Below are 14,514 nucleotides of genomic sequence, written 5' to 3' on the forward strand. Positions count from 1 at the left end.
TAGGAAAGTTAAACAAACTTACCTACTAGTTCAACTTCTGAACCCGCGTGTCGCAAACAGGTGTTGCCACGTGCTGCACAGCGTTGATACTGCGCGGCGCACGGGCGTTGACACTAACTGGTTACAGGTCTAGAAGGCGCACTCACATCGTACGTTTCTGCGGGCCGCTGCTTCATTAACACGAGCGCCACCTGTGCCTTCGTTTTCGAATTACTGCTATCGCCCCACTTTATCGTCTTGCCGTCATCTGTTTGAATATCCAGGTGCGAGGCGGATGCGACAAACACTTTCACCCGCTGCATAAGTTCCCCCGGTAGTTGCGTCTGCACGGAAGTAATTAGGTCAATGGCGGCACGGCGTTCTTGCTTCGAGCCCGCATCCACTTGGGCGCGCGGCAGATTCTTCGGTGGGTCTTTAACCGCGTCTATTTGTACGCCGTCGGTGTCGAGCACCAACCATGCCTCCCCCTGGGCTACTGCGACCGCTGGTTTTCGCGTCTGCACGTTCACCGTCAAGCCGTGTATGCCCGCGCGACGCACAGTCACTTGCTTCACTCGGTTTATTTCCTCTACCTTCTGCGCCACCGTAGTTGTGGATAGGCGTGTAATGGGTATACCTTCGAACGTTCGAACTTGCGCGCGAATAGTATCTGCCGGCACGGACGAGTCAGAGACCGCTACCTTTACTTGATTCATGTTTAACGCGAAGATCGGTGAGAAAAAGACTGCCCACACCGCGGCCAGTAGCATCACTGCAACGAGTGCGGCAATCCCGATGCGGGAAAATGCTGCGCGTGTCTTCGCTCGCTTGCGTTCGTCACGGTAGCGCGACAGTTCCGGCACTTTCTTCTTACTGGAAAACGCCTCCGATGCGCTCGGCGCTGGAAGATAGTTCTTCTGGGTTCGGAGCCTAGCCTGCATACGTGATTTCAGCGACTCTTGGGCAGGCTGCTTTCCTTTAGTTCCCTCCGCCCCCGTATTATCGCGCCGCTCCCGGTCATCCCCGGGTGTGCGAGTGGTGCGGTTGCTGCTGCGCGGCCCACGCGGTCGCCTCATTGGTTCAACCACACCTGTTCTATTGTCGATCCCGCTTCAGTTACACTTCCAGCGCCCATCGTTAAACACAGGTCACCGGGCTGGGCTTGCAGCGCCAGATCCCGCGCCGCCTCATGCAAATCTGGAACAAACGACGCCCCCGGAATCTGGTCGCTAATTAGCGCGGCACTAACCCCTTCAATCGGAGCTTCCCGAGCCCCATAAATATCCGTGAGCACCACCACGTCCGCATGTGCAAGAGCCGCGGCAAAACGATCACAAAATTCTTCGTCCGCGAATACAAATGCGGCTGGAACAGCACCAGAACCCGGCCATCACCGGCAACCTGACGCGCCTGCTTCAACACCGCCTCCACTTCAGACGGGTGGTGCGCGTAATCGTCAAACAACCGCTTACCATCTACCTCGCAGCGGAAATCAAACCGCCGCCCGGTTCCCTCAAACGCATTCAACGCACGCACCATAACTGCCGGTTCGACGCCTAACTCAACGCCAACTAAGAACGCGCCCGCCGCATTCTCCAGATTGTGTTCCCCGCCCACCCGCAACTGCAGTGGCCACTGCGAACCGTTGTGACTCAAGGTGGCACGCGCACACTCCCCCAAGTGGGGGTCGCGCAAAGTCGCGTCAGAATCCGCGTGGAAACCGTAAGTCAAAACGCGTCCCCCCGCCTGCGCATACGCCTGCCCGAGCTTATTCGCACCCGGATCGTCCGCGCACACCACCAGAGCCCCACCGGGTTCAATCCGCCCCGCGAAGTCCACAAACGCCTGCTCGAACGCGTCCTTGGAACCGTAGTAGTCCAAGTGGTCAACCTCTACGTTCGTCACCATCGCAATGCGCGGCGAATAGTTCAAAAAAGACGCATCCGACTCATCTGCCTCGGCGACAAACACATTGCTGGCCCCCAGGTGCGCGCCCGAACCGAAGCCTTTCACTACCCCACCAACCGCGAAAGACGCGTCCACCCCCGCGTGCGACAGGGCTTGCGCCAACATACCGGAGGTCGTGGTTTTCCCATGCGCACCCGCAACCGCCACGAACTCCATCCCGGTGGCTGCCAACGCGAGGGCTTGCGAACGGTGGATCACCCGCTGCCCCCGGGCCCGCGCCACCGCCAGTTCCGGGTTTGAATCTTTAACCGCGGTGGACACCACCACCACGGCATCCTCGGGAACATGCGCCGCATCATGCCCAACAAACGTGGTGACCCCATGCTCACTCAGGCTCTGCAGGCGAGGGGAATCCGCCTGGTCCGAACCGCTCACCTGCGCCCCCTGCGCCGCCAACAGCTGAGCAACCACCGACATCCCAGCGCCGCCCACACCAATCAGATGAAACTTCACCATGTTCGCCTACCTCGCCTCTTTCGCATCGGGATCTGTATCCGTCGCTCCCGGAGTGTGCGGTGCTCCTGCGCGTTCGTGCAGTACTTCACTGACCATATCTGCCAGCACGCCCGCTGCGTCCACGCGGCCCAGTTGCGCGCTCGCAGCAGCCATCGACTCTAACCGCGACGGGCTTGCCAGCAGCGGCGCCACCCAGTTTTGCACCACCGACTCGTCGAACTCACTATCGGCAAACAAGTACGCGCCTCCGGCTTGTACCTGCGCGGCCGCGTTGAGTTTCTGTTCCCCATTGCCAATCGGTAAAGGCACGTAAACCGCGGGGATTCCAAGCGCCGTTAACTCGCACACAGTGCCGGCACCAGAGCGGCACACCACCAGGTCACTGGCCGCGAAGAAGTCCGCCATGTTCGACGCGTATTCGCGCACAATCCAGCGGCCTTCAAATCCGCATGAGCGAACCGCTTGCTCGACACCTTCGGATTTACCTTTCCCAGTCAAGTGCAGCACCTGCAGCCGCTTGTCGAACGCGCTCGCAGCAGCGACCATCACCTCATTCAAATGTTTCGCCCCTAGCGACCCGCCCGTTATCAACAGGGTCGGCTGGTTCGGATCCAAATGAAGCTTCTTTGCCGCGTTCTCACGCACGCGTGTGCGTGACTGCGGATTTTGCCGCAGTTTCGCTAACCGTTCAATCTGCGTGCGTAACGGTAGCCCGGTTACCTCCGTGCGACCGCGGCGCGCACGCAGCTTCGTGTTTGCAAACGTGAGGCCCACCCGGTCTGCCGAACGTGCCCCCAGCTTGTTCGCCCACCCAGCGCGCACGTTCTGCTCGTGAATGAGCGTAGGGATTTTTTGACGCCGGGCCGCAAGGTAAGCTGGGGCGGACACGTATCCGCCAAACCCCATGACCGCGTCGACTTCGCGCTCCCGCAAGTATTCTTCTACGCGCGCGATGGTGCGGCGAAGTTTGGGGAGGAACTGGAGGGCAGCTAGTCCCGGGCGGCGGGGCGCTGGGATCTTGTCGATTGTTAACAGTTCAAAGCCCGCTTGGGGCACCAGTTCAGCTTCTAATCCGACTTTGGTGCCAAGCGCCAGCACGTCGGTGCCGCGTTCAGCCAGTTTCGCGCTGACCGCAAGCAGGGGGTTGACGTGGCCGGCTGAACCTCCACCAGCCATCAAAATGCGCCTACGTGTCATTGTCCCGCCCTTTCTTTCAACTTGGCGCCGCGCGGTTGCCGCTGCCGCTTAATAGGTTTGCTCACCCAGTGCCGCACTCCCATTGTCTTGGATATTCCCGCCTCTTGCCGCGCGAACCCCAAGACTATGCCCAGTGCGATTGAAGTGAATACGAACGCTGATCCTCCGGTGGATATGAGCGGTAGGGGCACCCCAATAATTGGCGTTAGCCCCACCACCGCCCCCATGTTTACGAGCGCGTGGGAAGCGATCCACCCGTTCACCCCCGCGGTTACGTACCGGGCAAACGGGTCGGAGTGATGGATGATTACGCGGTACATTCCTACAGCGAGCACACCGAAACATGCCAGTACCGCGACCGTGCCGATTAACCCCAGTTCCTCACCTAGAATTGCGTAAATAAAGTCTGTGTGCGCGGCCGCTAAGTAGTTCCATTTTTCCCTTGAGGCACCCGGCCCCACTCCGGTTAATCCGCCGGCTCCAAGTGCCCAGATCGCGTGGTCTAACTGTTCGGGCGCGTGCGTGGATGGGGGCTGCTTAAAACCGGGGATTACCGACAGGATGCGTGCCAGGCGTGAGCTTTTTTGCATCACAAAAAAACCGACCAAGAACAGCCCCCCACCGGCCAGGTACCAGTACCACCGGCGCGGGAAGTCCACCAGAAGCATGATGCACAGGATGATTGCCACAAAAATCAGGGCGGTACCGAGGTCGTGGCCACCCATGATGGCTCCGATCGCGAGTGCGCACGGGAGGAAGAAGTTGGGCACCATGTGCCACAGGTTGTCGTGTTTGAGGCGAGATTGCACGAGCACGTGGGCGAGCAGAAGAATTAGCCCAAGCTTTAGAATCTCCGCTGGTTGCACCATGGGTAGGCCCGGGATTTTCAACCAGTTCCGGTTGCCCCCTTCGCCGCGTCCAAGTGGGGTGAGGACCAGTAGTTGCAGCCCCAGGGTGGCGAAAAATATGAGGAGTGCGAACGAGTTCCAAATCCGCGCGGGGACGCGCGCCACCAGGTGGAACAGCACGAGGCCGAGCACCATGATCAGGCAGTTACGCATGTACGCGAGGTAAGGGTTCAGACCTTCTGCAATGGAAGACACTGCGGAGGCGGAGAACACCATGATGAACCCGACGAACATGAGGCACAGGACGGACCCGTAGATCATGTAGTAAGTGGTGACGTTTGAGGGAGGTGCGGGAGGTTCCGTAGCTGGTTTGAACCTCAGTTTCGGCATGCGCAGGTTTAACCGCTTGAGCAACGCTGGTTTGCTCACAGCCGCACACCCCGCTGGTGGGCTAGCCGCTCCACTGCGTCTTGGAATGCGTCACCGCGTTCGCTGTACGAGTTGAACTGATCCCACGAAGCGCATGCGGGCGCAAGAATCACCGTGTCTTCGGGCCGGGACATGGCGACGGCTTCATTAACTACCGAGAACATCCAGTCTTCATGCCCATCGACCACCACTTTGGGGACTTGCGGGGCGGCGTCCTCAAGCGCGTTCAAAACCGGTTTAGGGTCGGCGCCAATCACAATCACGCCCCGCAAAAGCGGTTTAACTTGGGACACCAGGGGGCGCAGGTCTTGCCCTTTAGTGTCCCCACCGACGATCCACACCACGTGCTCGTTTGGAAATCCCACCATAGACGCGAGGGCAGCGTGGGCGTTCGTGGCTTTGGAATCGTCGATCCACGTCACCTGCTCCACTTGGCCGAGTATCTTCCTGCGGTGGTTAGCAAGCGCAAACCGGTGCATGCCCTGAGCGATGGCGTCCGGGCTCGCACCCCACGCGCGGGCAAGAGCCATGGCAGCTAACGTGTCTTTAACTAAAGCGATCGACGGGTGCTGCCCCGCGTACCCCACCATGTCATCCAGCTTGGCTACCGCTTGGGCTTCATGCTCCCGGTTTTCTATGAACGCGCGGTCCACGAACTGCCCTTCCACCAGGCCCAGTTCCGAAATGCTTGGGATCCCCACGGTGTAGCCAATCGCACGCGCCCCTTCGACCACGTCCGCTTCCTGCACCATTTTGAGGATCATCGGGTCCGTCGCATCGTACACGCAGGCGCGGCGCGTGTTCAGATACACCCGCGCCTTGGCCTCCCGATACGCCTCCAACGAACCGTGCCAATCCAAGTGGTCCGCATCCACGTTCAAACACACGCTCGCAAGCGGCTGCACGGTCTGCGTGGTGTACAGCTGAAAACTGGACAGTTCCACAGCCACAACCTCAAGGTCCGCGTGTGCAACCGCCTCCACAATCGGGGTGCCCACATTCCCAACCACGGCGCAGCGCGCCCCCGCGGCCTGCAGCATCGAGCCGAGCAGGGAAACTGTAGTGGTCTTCCCATTCGTACCCGTTACCGTCAGCCACTCAATGTGCTTACCCAAATGCTGCTGAACCCGCCAGGCAAGCTCTACCTCACCCCAAATCTCACACCCACTGTTTTTCAGGGCCCGCCAAATCGGGGAACGCGGATTCACGCCCGGCGAAAGCACTGCAATATCGAAATCGTAACCAGCTACGGCGCTAGCCTGCTGCTCATCCGTGCCGAACACCGCCTCAAAATCAACATCTACTTCCCGGCGGTCAAAACCCACTACCTGTGCCCCCAAATCCGTCAGCACGCGGGCGGCAGCGCAACCGGACTTACCGAGACCAACCACGGCAATCGGCTTATTGAACGGAATCATAGTTGCGACACCCACTCCCCATAAAACAGTGCTAAACCAACCACGGCGCACAGGCCAGCAATAATCCAAAACCGAATCACGATCGTGATCTCTTTCCACCCAGAAAGCTCAAAATGGTGATGCAGCGGCGCCATCTTAAACACGCGTTTGCGAGTCATTTTGAACACCCCGATTTGGATGACGTCCGACATTACGATCGTGACGAACAACCCCCCGATAATCACCGCCAGGAACTCCGTGTGCGTAAGTACTGAAATCCCCGCGAGCGCACCCCCGAGGGCAAGCGAGCCGGTGTCTCCCATAAATATCTGTGCGGGCGAGGCGTTCCACCACAAGAACCCAAAGCAAGCACCCACAATGGCGGCGCATGCGATCGCCAACCCGAGCGGGTCCCGCACCTCATAGCACACGTCAATATTCGTAACCTGCACGGAGCACGACTGCAAGAACTGCCACAGTGAAATAATCGTATAAGCCCCGAACGCGAACATGGAAGCGCCGGTTGCTAACCCGTCTAAACCATCAGTGAGGTTCACCGCGTTCGACCATGCGGACACCAGAAAGTTAGCCCACAGGATGAACAATATGATGCCGATCGCGGCCCCTGCGAATGCCAGATCCAACGGTAGATCGCGCATAAAAGACAACTTGGTGGAAGCCGGGGTGTTGCCACGCGCATCCGGGAAAGACAGGGCAAGGGCCGCGAAAATAGTGCCGACCGCTAACTGGCCAAGGATCTTCGCGGCCGGGTTCAACCCCAAGGACCGCTGTTTTGAAATCTTAATGTAATCGTCTAAGAAACCAACCACGCCGGTACCAACGAATAGGAACATCAGCAGGCACGAAGACAGGTCGGGAATCTCCCCGATCGCGGCGTGGCCACCGAGCCAGCCCACGAGAGCGGCGATGATGATCACCACCCCACCCATCGTGGGGGTACCGCGTTTCGTGTAGTGCGCCGTGGGGCCGTCTTGGCGGATGAACTGCCCGAAGTTCCTAGAAACCAATAGTCGGATGAATGCCTTTGTCCCCAGCAGGGTTACAGCTAGCGACAATGCGCACGACGCGACAACGGCTACCACGGTTCAGTCCTTCCTTCGTTACTTAAACTAGCGAGCGAGCTTATCCGCGATGGTCCAGATGCCCGTTCCGTTCGACCCTTTCAGTAACACCACGTCGCGAGGACGAACGAGTTCCTTCAATAGCGTAGCCGCCGCCTGCGCGGAATCCACCTGGTGACACTCGAGGCGGTCACGAATCGGCGTGAGGATCGCGCCGGCACCTTCCCCCACTGCGATCACGAGGTCCACGTTGCGGTCGAATGCTTGTTGACCAACTTGCTCGTGAAGCTGCTGAGACTTCTCCCCCAGTTCGAGCATTTCCCCCAGGACTGCGATCCGGCGGGGCGCGTATTCGCCGACGCGTTCGAGCACGTCGAGCCCGGCGCGTACCGAATCTGGGTTGGCGTTGTAGGAGTCATCGATGTACGTCACTCCGTCGGTGTCGAAGATAGACATTCTGTGCGGGCTCTTCGCGTGCAGATCGTTTACTACCTCAACGATTTTTACCGGGGGAATACCTAACGCGAGCGCGGTCGCGATCGCTGCGAGTGCGTTTGACACCTGGTGTTTGCCCACCAGCCCGAGGCGGACGCGTTTGATAACTTCACCGGCGAGCAGGTCGAAGCTGGGGCGCGAGCGTTCATCGAGCGTGATGTTGCTTGCCTGCACGTCCGCTTTGGGGTTACCGGCGGCGGAGAAGAACAGGACGGGGCCGCTCGTGAGCTCCGCCATGTTCGCCACGTTTTTGTCGTCTAGGTTCAGCACGGCGGTCCCACCTTGTTTCAGACCGTCCACGAGTTCCGCTTTTGCTCGCGCCAGGGTTTCGACGTCGCCGAAACCACCCAGGTGGGCTTTGCCAACCGCGAGTTCTACCGCCACGTCGGGTGGGGCGATTTGCGTGAGGTACCGCAAGTGTCCGCGCCCCGATGCTCCCATTTCGAGCACGAGGTACCGTGTGGTTTCGTCTGCTTTGAGGATCGTTAGGGGCATTCCCACTTCGTTGTTGAAAGATTTTTTGGGCGCCACGGTGGGGCCGAACGTACTCAAGATTGTGGAAGTAATGTCTTTCGTAGTGGTTTTCCCCACTGACCCGGTAATTCCCACCACGGAGATAGTGCCGTGTTCGCGGAGTTCTTTTAGGTGTGCGCGGGCGAACATGCCGAGTGCTTTGGTGGCGTCTTCCACCACGATTTGCGGTAGGGCCAGTTGTTCTTGCGGCCGGGTTACTACCGCGGCTACGGCCCCGTGTTCGCGGGCTGCGTCGATGAAGTTGTGTCCGTCCGTGTGTTCGCCAACGCGGGCGATGTAGAGGCTCCCGGGTTGCGCTTCGCGCGAATCGGTTACGGTGGAGCCGGTTATGGTGACGTCCTCGCCTTCGAGGCGTCCGGCCATCGCGTTAGCGATCCATTGCGCTGTGTAGGTCATCTGCGATCCTTTTGTTTTTTCGCGCGGGTGCGCGTTTAGTTGTTCCGTCTGTTGTATTTTCCCACGTTTGTGCCCGCGGGTTAAACCGGGTGGTGGGCCACCATGTTTTCGCTCGAGGCAACCGCACCTAAGCGGCGTTGTTTCAGTGCCTGCCGGGCTCGTTCGCGGTCGTCCAGAAATATGGTGCTGGTGCCGATGGTTTGGATGGTTTCGTGGCCGCGCCCGGCGATCACGACCGTGTCGGCCGGTTTGGCGTGGGTGACTGCGTAGTCGATGGCGGCGGCGCGTTCCATGCCTTCCCAGATATGTGAGGCGCGTCCCTCTTTGCCGGTGAAGCCGGCGAGCACTTCGGCGCGGATGGTCGCGGGGTCTTCTCCGTACACGTCGTCGTCAGTAACGATTATTGTGTCTGCGGCTGCTTGCGCAGCTTGGGCCATGAGGGGGCGTTTTCCACGGTCGCGTTCCCCGGTGGCTCCAAACAGAAGCCATAGGTGCCCCGGGGTCACGGGGTCAAGGGTGCGGCATGCGGCGGTTAACGCGTCTGCCGTGTGCGCGAAATCTACGATCACCAGTGGGGTTTGCTCGTCGCGGTGCGCGATCACTTCCATGCGGCCGGGTACCTGCGGGGTATTGCTGATTGCTTCCGCCACTTGCTCGGCAACATGCGCGGAAGCATGCGTACCCGCTGCGTCCGCTGCTGCCGGCTTTGCTGCGTCCGCTGGTGCTGGCGTCGCTGCCCCACTCTCGCCGACTACTTGGGTAGCCGCCGCGAGTGCGACAGTCGCGTTTTGCACGTTAATATCCCCGGGTAGGGGGCAGTGCATGTGGACGTGTTCGCCCGCGTGGCTGACAACCACATCGGTGCCCGCAGTGCTGGTATCCGCACGCGTTTCCTCCACGCTCCACCCACTGTTCGTGCCATTGCTGCCCGGCTGCGTTAGTACCGTTTCGAACGGCACTTCGCAGCGGCGCGCTAGTTTCTGCCCCCAGGGGTCGTCGATGCAGATTACTGCCCGCCGCGCGAGCTGCTGTGTGAACAGAGCAGCTTTGGCCTCAAAATAAGCTTCCATGGTGTGGTGGAAATCCAAGTGGTCGCGCTGCAAATTCAAGAACCCAACGGTGTCGAATCGCAGCCCTTGCACGCGGTGAAGGGTAAGTGCATGCGATGACACTTCCATTACCGCTGCCTGCGCGCCCTGTTCCAACGCCCACGCCAACACGCGGTGCAAGACGGGTGCTTCCAGCGAAGTTCGGGCCGACGGCACGTGCACGCCCGCTAGGCTCACTCCCACGGTTCCCAGTAGCAGAGTCGCCAACCCTTGGGATTGCAGGGCGTGGCGGACAAAATGCGTGGTGGTAGTTTTCCCGTTTGTTCCCGTAATTCCCACCATTATCAATTTGCTTGAGGGATGCCCGTAAACCTGTGCGGCGGCGTCGCCAGCAAAAACGCGGGGGTTAGCAACCTGTAGTACGCCCGCGTCTAGGTCGGCAATCAGTTCGACTCCGCGCGCGTCAGTTGCCACCGCCACCGCGCCGCGTTCGAATGCCTGCTTGGCGAACTCCGCCCCGTGGTGTTTTGCCCCGGGCACGGCGACGAACAGGTCACCGGGCTGCACATCAGTTGAATCTAGGGTCACCCCGGTTATGGCTGGGCCAGAGCGGATCACGCGCCCACCGAGCGCGTCGATCGGTTTTGGCTGGACCGCTGTGGGTCGCAGCTGTTCTAGTTCCACTGTTCCTCCCATTTCCCCTGTATTGCCACAACCGTGTTTCGACTACGGTTTTGTGGGGTAGAGCGTCGGCGAGTCACTTGAAGAAGGCACCCCGAGGCTACGCACTGATTCTACGACTACATCATGGAACAGTGGGCCAGCCGTATCCGTTGCGAACTTACCGGTGGACGGCCGGTAGAGCACAACCGAGACCGCGATTGAGGGTTTTTGTGCGGGCACGAGCCCCACGATAGATCCGGCGATTCCCGAGTGGGAGCCGTTTGTGAACAGTTCCGCAGTCCCGGTTTTAGCCGCAATGTTGTAGCCGTCTACTTTGAACCAGTGGCCCGTGCCCTCTTCGTCCGACAGTGTGGACTCCAACATGGTGGTAAGCATCTGCGAGGTTTTCTGGTCGATCGCTTGGCGCGGCTTACTCGCTTCGGTTGGATGGTACGAACCATCCGCATCGGTCCACCCGTCAATCAGGCGTGGCGGTAGGTACACGCCGCCGTTGCCGACCGCGGCCATCATCGACACCTGCTGCAGCTGTGTCATCGAGTATCCCTGTCCGAACATGGTGGTGTAGCGCAGGCGCCGGTCCCAGTCTTTGGGGCTGCGTAGAATGCCCGCGGATTCGCCGGGCAGGGGCACGTCGGTGGCTTGTCCCAATCCCATTTTTTTGAACGTTTCAAAGCGCTCGGCGTCAGTTACCCGCTGGCCAATCTGCACGGTACCGGTGTTGGAAGATTCCGCAAGCACCCCGGTTGTGGTGCGCGTGTACTGTTCGTGTTCGTGCGAGTCGATGAACTCTTCCCCATCGGCCGTCGTGTACTTGTAAGGTACTTGAATTGGAGTTAGCGGCGTTATTTTCCCTTGCTCCAGCGCGGTCGCGAACGTGAGGATCTTCCCCACTGACCCGGGTTCGATTGGGGATTGCACAATCCGCGACGTTTGCGGTTTAGTGGTGATTTCTTTATTTCCCGAGTCGGCAAGTACCAGCACTTTCCCGCTCGACACCTCGGTAATCACCACCCCACCCCATTCGGCTCCGGTTTTTTCCACGGTCTTGTTGAGGATCTCTTCCACTGAATGCTGCAAGTCCGCTCTTAGGGTTGTGTGCAGTGTTTTGCCGTTCACCGCGGGTTTGGTCTCACTTTTCCCTCCGGGGATTACTTCCCCGGTTGGTCCGTACTCGTTTTCCAGCATCCCCGGTTTACCTTTGAGCTGCTCATCTTGGGTAAGTTCTAACCCGGAGTTGCCCTCGCCTTGCGCGTCAATGGATCCGATTACGGATGCGGCAGTGGATCCGTTTGGGTACACGCGCTGGTACGATGGTTCCCATTCGATGCCGTAGAGGTTGAGTTTGCGCACTGCCCGCCACGTTTCCGTGGGGACGTCTTTCTTGAGGTACTGGTAGGTCGATTCGCCCACGAGTTTCCCCCCAAGTTCGGCCTCATCCATTCCCAGCACGGGTGCTAGCTGCTGCGCGACTGCTGCCGGCCCGATTCCTACGACCTGCATTTTGCCGTCCTTATCTTTACGCAGCACTTTCGCTTCTTTTACGTGCCGTTGGTTGACGGCGATGTGGTAGGTTTCGAGCGATGTGGCGAGTGGGGAGCCGGACGCGTCCACAATGTCTCCGCGGCGCGCTTCTAGCGTGGAGGTGTGCAAGCGGATTCTTTGGCCTTGTGCAGCGAGTTCTGGGCCGCGCACTATTTGTAGGTTAATTAGTTGCAGAGCGATCGCGACGAGTCCCACCAGGAAGATCGTGAGGATCCAGAACGGAGCCGGTTTGCTCCGAACGTATTGCCGCAGTTTCAAATCGCTCCTTCCACGTTAATACGCGTTTACTTTCCGATTTTCTAGAAGTGTTTTCTTGAGGTAGGTACGGGCCAGCCGGCGCTAGTCCTTGTCTTCAGCATTCTCGGCTGCCGGGGTACCGCCCTCAACTTTACCGGTCGAGAGCGTGACGTAACCGGTGGGGCCGGCGTGGACCATCCCGTTTTTCGCTGCTTGTTTTTCTAGCTCCCCCGCGGAGGACACGAGTTGGAGTCGGTGCTGCAGGGAGTCTTTCGTTTCGTTCAACTGCACCAGTTCTGTTCGCATGTCACGCAGTTCATAGGCGGTGGATGCCATTTGAGTGCGGATGTACAGGTGGAAGGCAAACACGGCGACCAGTACCACCACGATCGCGATGATCACCGGGTAGGCGCTGCGGGGGGCGGCGCGGCCTTCGATGACGCGCAGCACGGGGCGGGTGGATTCGCGTTTGCGAGCACCGGGTCGAGTGGTTTGCCGTAGCGCCGCTGTGTTGCTCATCGGTTACTCCTATGGGTTGGGTCGAAAGGGTGCAGCACTTCAGCGGCCCGTAGCCGAACGGATGCTGAGCGCGGATTGTCTTGGATGTCTTGTTCGCTTGCTTTGATCACTTTGTGGGTGATTTCCCGCAAGGGCGGTTCAGTTCCCGGGGGGATGAACGGAAGGTCGGCGGGTACTTGAGCGCGCGACCCCTGGCGGATTATGTGCTTCACGACCCGGTCTTCGAGCGACTGATAGGCCTCAACTACAAGGCGGCCCCCCACTCGAATACAGCTCAGTGCCCGCGGGAGAGCTTGTTCTAAAATGTGGAGCTCGTCGTTCACCGCGATCCGCAGGGCTTGGAATGAGCGTTTCGCCGGGTTGCCTCCCGTGCGGCGCGCGGGGGCGGGAATCGCGTCTCGGATCAGTTCCGTTAGCTGGTCCGAGGTGGTTACTGGTTCTGTTTCACGCGCACGCACGATGGCGCGGGCGATCCGAGAGGCGAATCGCTCCTCCCCGTATACGCGCAGTATCCGGGCGATTTCTCGTTCACTTTCTTCGGCGAGTAGTTGCGCTGCGGTGCGGCCACCACTTTGATCCATCCGCATATCGAGCGCACTTGACCGGGCGTAGGTGAAGCCGCGCTGTTCGTTATCTAACTGCAGTGACGACACTCCCAGGTCCATTAGAATCCCGTCCACCGCCTGCACCCCTAGTTCAGACAGGACCCGGGGGATTTCGTCGTAGGTGGCATGGACGCCGCGGAACCGGTCTTTGAAGCCTTCCAATCGTTTATTCGCTAACGCAAGCGCTTCTTGGTCGCGGTCAATTCCGATGAGGCGGAGGTTGGGGAACCGGGTTAACGCACCTTCGGCGTGCCCACCCATGCCGAGGGTTGCGTCGACAAGAACTGGTTCGGGACCTTGTAGTGCGGGCGAGAGTAGGTCCAGGCATGCTTGCAAAAGCACCGGTTGGTGTAGGTTAGCGATCCGGTCGCGTTCGCTCAATGCTCCTCCTCCGTGGTGGAAAGTGGAGGGCTCTAACCCGCATGGGACTCCCACCGGTTCCGCCGCCGGGGAAGTGGCTTCGGATCAGTCGGTAGAAGACCTATGCGCGTTAGAACATTCCAGGGATTATTTCGTCCGCAGTGTTAGAGAAAGCTTCTTCTTGGACGGCGAGGTAGTTGTTCCAGTGCTCCGCATCCCAAATCTCCACGCGGGTTCCCGTGCCGATAACCGCGAGGTCTCGGCTCAGGTCTGCGTAGGTTCGCAGTTGCGGTGCGATGGTGATTCTTCCCTGTTTGTCGAGGGTTTCATCCGTTGCTCCGGACAGCATCACGCGAATGTAGTCGCGCGCCTGTTTTGACGTCAGGGGGGCCTGACGGAGCTGGTTGAACATGTTCTCGAACTCTGCTTTGGGGAAGGCGTACAAGCACCTGTCTTGTCCGCGGGTGATCACCACCCCGTCTTCCAACTGGCTGCGAAACTTTGCGGGTAAGATGACGCGTCCCTTGGTGTCGAGCTTTGGCTCGTAGGTGCCTAGGAACACGACTGCTCACCCCCTCATGTCATTTCGCAGCCCACTTCAACTAACACTGTTCCCCACTCTACTCCACTTTCCACCACTATTGGCTCGCAACGCGCGTATTGTTTTCACAGAACCTCATGATTACAAGGAAAAGTCGCAGTAAACGCGGTGGAGGGAATTGTGTCACTTTTTGTCA

Annotated in this window: 11 protein-coding genes and 1 pseudogene; all 12 read right to left on the reverse strand. The window is 59.4% G+C overall.

Annotated features, from left to right (window positions below; translation table 11 throughout):
• Nucleotides 1–113: 113 nt before the first annotated feature.
• The 12 genes and pseudogenes from CJ187_RS04125 to mraZ all read right to left on the reverse strand — a co-directional run bounded on the left by CJ187_RS04125 (nucleotide 114) and on the right by mraZ (nucleotide 14,339).
• The gene (locus tag CJ187_RS04125; RefSeq protein ID WP_102215627.1) at nucleotides 114–1,055 is read right to left on the reverse strand and encodes a cell division protein FtsQ/DivIB; all 942 of its coding nucleotides are present in this window, start codon (nucleotides 1,053–1,055) and stop codon (nucleotides 114–116) included.
• A pseudogene (gene murC / locus CJ187_RS04130) lies at nucleotides 1,052–2,403 on the reverse strand (UDP-N-acetylmuramate--L-alanine ligase). The gene CJ187_RS04125 and the pseudogene murC overlap by 4 nt, the downstream one beginning before the upstream one ends.
• Nucleotides 2,404–2,409: 6 nt before the next feature.
• Nucleotides 2,410–3,600, reverse strand: a complete 1,191-nt coding sequence (gene murG / locus CJ187_RS04135) for an undecaprenyldiphospho-muramoylpentapeptide beta-N-acetylglucosaminyltransferase (protein WP_102215625.1) — start codon at nucleotides 3,598–3,600, stop codon at nucleotides 2,410–2,412.
• Complete coding sequence (locus CJ187_RS04140) at nucleotides 3,597–4,877, reverse strand: FtsW/RodA/SpoVE family cell cycle protein (protein WP_233187258.1); 1,281 nt, start codon at nucleotides 4,875–4,877, stop codon at nucleotides 3,597–3,599. Before CJ187_RS04140 ends, murG begins: the two co-directional genes overlap by 4 nt.
• Nucleotides 4,874–6,295: a UDP-N-acetylmuramoyl-L-alanine--D-glutamate ligase gene (gene murD, locus CJ187_RS04145; RefSeq protein ID WP_102215624.1), complete on the reverse strand. Its 1,422-nt coding sequence runs from the start codon at nucleotides 6,293–6,295 to the stop codon at nucleotides 4,874–4,876. Before murD ends, CJ187_RS04140 begins: the two co-directional genes overlap by 4 nt.
• Nucleotides 6,292–7,377, reverse strand: coding sequence for a phospho-N-acetylmuramoyl-pentapeptide-transferase (mraY, locus tag CJ187_RS04150; protein ID WP_102215623.1), 1,086 nt, complete (start codon nucleotides 7,375–7,377; stop codon nucleotides 6,292–6,294). The genes murD and mraY overlap by 4 nt, the downstream gene beginning before the upstream one ends.
• Before the next feature lie 27 nt (nucleotides 7,378–7,404).
• The gene (locus tag CJ187_RS04155; protein WP_102215622.1) at nucleotides 7,405–8,781 is read right to left on the reverse strand and encodes a UDP-N-acetylmuramoyl-tripeptide--D-alanyl-D-alanine ligase; all 1,377 of its coding nucleotides are present in this window, start codon (nucleotides 8,779–8,781) and stop codon (nucleotides 7,405–7,407) included.
• An 80-nt stretch (nucleotides 8,782–8,861) separates the two neighbouring features.
• Nucleotides 8,862–10,514 carry a Mur ligase family protein gene (locus CJ187_RS04160; protein WP_158237688.1) on the reverse strand — a complete coding sequence of 551 codons (1,653 nt, stop codon included), beginning with the start codon at nucleotides 10,512–10,514 and terminating at the stop codon, nucleotides 8,862–8,864.
• Nucleotides 10,515–10,556: 42 nt separating this feature from the next.
• On the reverse strand, nucleotides 10,557–12,314 hold the full coding sequence (locus CJ187_RS04165) for a peptidoglycan D,D-transpeptidase FtsI family protein (RefSeq protein ID WP_102215620.1): 1,758 nt from the start codon (nucleotides 12,312–12,314) through the stop codon (nucleotides 10,557–10,559).
• An 81-nt stretch (nucleotides 12,315–12,395) separates the two neighbouring features.
• Nucleotides 12,396–12,812: a hypothetical protein gene (locus tag CJ187_RS04170; protein WP_102215619.1), complete on the reverse strand. Its 417-nt coding sequence runs from the start codon at nucleotides 12,810–12,812 to the stop codon at nucleotides 12,396–12,398.
• Nucleotides 12,809–13,798, reverse strand: a complete 990-nt coding sequence (rsmH, locus tag CJ187_RS04175) for a 16S rRNA (cytosine(1402)-N(4))-methyltransferase RsmH (RefSeq protein ID WP_102215618.1) — start codon at nucleotides 13,796–13,798, stop codon at nucleotides 12,809–12,811. Before rsmH ends, CJ187_RS04170 begins: the two co-directional genes overlap by 4 nt.
• A 109-nt stretch (nucleotides 13,799–13,907) precedes the next feature.
• Nucleotides 13,908–14,339, reverse strand: coding sequence for a division/cell wall cluster transcriptional repressor MraZ (mraZ, locus tag CJ187_RS04180; RefSeq protein ID WP_102215617.1), 432 nt, complete (start codon nucleotides 14,337–14,339; stop codon nucleotides 13,908–13,910).
• Nucleotides 14,340–14,514: the final 175 nt, after the last annotated feature.

This window comes from Gleimia hominis (assembly GCF_002871945.2).
Taxonomy (GTDB): Bacteria; Actinomycetota; Actinomycetes; order Actinomycetales; family Actinomycetaceae; genus Gleimia; species Gleimia hominis_A.